The organism is Sphingomonas parva (ex Maeng et al. 2020), assembly GCF_004564275.1.
GTDB classification, from domain to species: Bacteria; Pseudomonadota; Alphaproteobacteria; order Sphingomonadales; family Sphingomonadaceae; genus Allosphingosinicella; species Allosphingosinicella parva.
The window spans coordinates 1-2,315 of the sequence record NZ_SPDV01000080.1 but is presented as its reverse complement, the minus strand read 5'-3'; the positions used below and the strand labels follow the sequence as shown (position 1 = coordinate 2,315).

Below are 2,315 nucleotides of genomic sequence, written 5' to 3'. Positions count from 1 at the left end.
CCGCGATGCCCCCGGCATCGCTCCGCCCTGCTGCGCAGGCGGACCCGCGTCCGCCTTCGCCTTCGGCTCGGATGACGCGGGCCGCGATGCCCCCGGCATCGCTCCGCCTGCTTCGCAGGCGGACCCGCGTCATTCCGCCCGGATCGGACGATGTCCGCCCGCGGCGGCGATTGGCAGGGGGCGCCGCGGGGCCTATGTCCGGGCCATGGACCAGCCGCCTTTTCTCACCGGACAGCTCCTCCTCGCCATGCCCGGGATCGGCGACCCGCGGTTCGAGCGGGCGGTGATCGCGATGTGCGTCCATGACGAGAACGGCGCGCTCGGCATCGGGCTCGGGCGGATCGTGCCGCGGATCAGCTTCCACGGCCTGCTGAAGCAGCTCGACATCGAGCCGGGCGTGGCGCCCGACGTCGCCATCCACCTCGGCGGGCCGGTCGAGCCGCAACGCGGCTTCATCCTCCATTCGCTCGACTGGGGCGGGCAGGAGAGCATCCAGGTCGGCGACCGATGGGCGCTGTCGGCGACGCTCGACATCCTGCGCGCGATCGCCGAAGGGAAGGGGCCGACCCGATGGCTGGCCGCGCTCGGCTATGCCGGCTGGGGCGCCGGCCAGCTCGAGCAGGAGCTCTGCGGCAACGGCTGGTTCGCCTGCGAGGGCAGCGACCGCCTGCTCTACGACAGCGACGTCGACACCCGCTGGACCGAGGGTTTCCTGAGCGCCGGGATCGACCCCAGGCTGCTCACGGCCGACTTCGGGACGGCGTAAGCAGGCCTTCGCGCCATGAGGCGCTACGGCGGGCAGGCCCCAGGCTGCTCACGGCGGATTTCGGGACGGCTTGATCCGCCTTCGCGCCATGAGGCGCTACGGCGGGCAGGTCCCAGGCTGCTGACGGCGGATTTCGGAACGGCCTGATCCTCCTTCGCTCCGTGAGGCGCTTTCGCTTTCGCTTTCGCTTCCGCCTTCGCTGAAGCTTACGCCTTCGCTGAAGCTTCCGCCTTCGCTGAAGCTTCCGCCTTCGCTGAAGCTACGGCGGACAAGTCGGCGGACAAGTCGGCGGACAAGTCGGCGGACAGGGGCGGGGTTGAGCGTGGCTGGGGCCGGGCGGCTAACCCGTAACAGGCCCGAATGAAACGGGCGCAGGCGGGTTTCAGGGCCTTCGGAACAGGAGAACAGGGACCGGAGTGGGTTTGCAGGTTCGCCCTGCAAGGCCATGAGAACATGGGATAAAGGCGCGGCATCGGTGCGCGGCGCCACCTGTTAAAGCAGGCCCATTGCGCGCGCGGTGGCGGGGGCGGAGTTCCCCGCGCCGACGAACCGGTGGGCAACAGTGATCGGCGCCCGACGTCGCGCACCTGCCAATGCAGGTGGAATGCAGGTGGGAGGCGGCCGGCAGGGAAGGTGGCGCGGCCACGCGGCGCGCCGGCGCCTTTGCGGTGTCGCTGAGCGCGCTGTGGTGGGCTGGCCGCCGTAAATACGGTCCCATTACGGCGGAACAGGGCGTTTCGCGATATGCATTCCTCGCCGGTTCAAGGGCTTGCCGTGCGACCTTCAATTTCTCTTACGGTAGCGTCCGGCAAATCGCCGCGATCGGCGGCTTTCCCGTGGCGTGGCGTCCTGGCGTCGCGGGGGCGGGCGCGGCGGAATCCGCTTGGGCGACTCGGAGGGCCGAGCGCATGATCGCGGCAGGTGCCGCGCTTCGGGGCGCGGCCTCGTGGAGGATCTCGGCGATGACACGTGCGATTGCCGCGCGGCTGGTGATGACGCCCGGCCAGGCCCAGCCCTATAAATTGGTCATCGAGCATGACGACATGACGGTGACCGAGCAGGCGGTGGCGAGCTGCCGCGAGGGCGAGGCTTTGCTCCGCGCCGCGCTCGCCCACAAGGCCGAGCCGCGCCCGCGCCACGACCCCTGGAACCCGCCGCTGATCGGCCGCGACGCGGCGAAAGCCGAGGCGCAGCCGCGGCCGCTGCAGGGGGCGTAAAGCCGCCTCGACCCCATCGTTCGGAAAGACTGCGGATCTCTTGCGGGATCCGCGGGCGGACGCCGGCGCCCGCCCGGCGAGTCGGCGCGCGGCGCGGCCGGCCCGTCGCGCCCTTTGCTTTTAAAACAGCAAAGATACAGGCCGTCTCATTCGTCCGGCGCAGGTGTTTCAAAGACTTGGCCGGCATTCCTCAGATCCGTAACAGAGATATAACAGCGCGAAAAACGCGCGTTTACAGTGCGGAACAGGCGCGGGCGGTTGTGGCGGGCCGTCCGGGCCGGAGCCGGTTCTCGCGGTAGCCTGCTGCAGTGCACCACCGTAAATCGACCGTT

2 protein-coding genes are annotated in these 2,315 nt (G+C 69.8%); both read left to right on the top strand.

Annotated elements, in window-relative coordinates:
* Positions 1-205 precede the first annotated feature (205 nt).
* Complete coding sequence (locus E2493_RS20230; RefSeq protein WP_135090494.1) at positions 206-766, top strand: YqgE/AlgH family protein; 561 nt, start codon at positions 206-208, stop codon at positions 764-766.
* A gap of 962 nt (positions 767-1,728) precedes the next feature.
* Positions 1,729-1,983 (top strand): hypothetical protein, encoded by a 255-nt coding sequence (locus E2493_RS20225; RefSeq protein WP_135090492.1) that lies wholly within the window; start codon positions 1,729-1,731, stop codon positions 1,981-1,983.
* Positions 1,984-2,315: the final 332 nt, after the last annotated feature.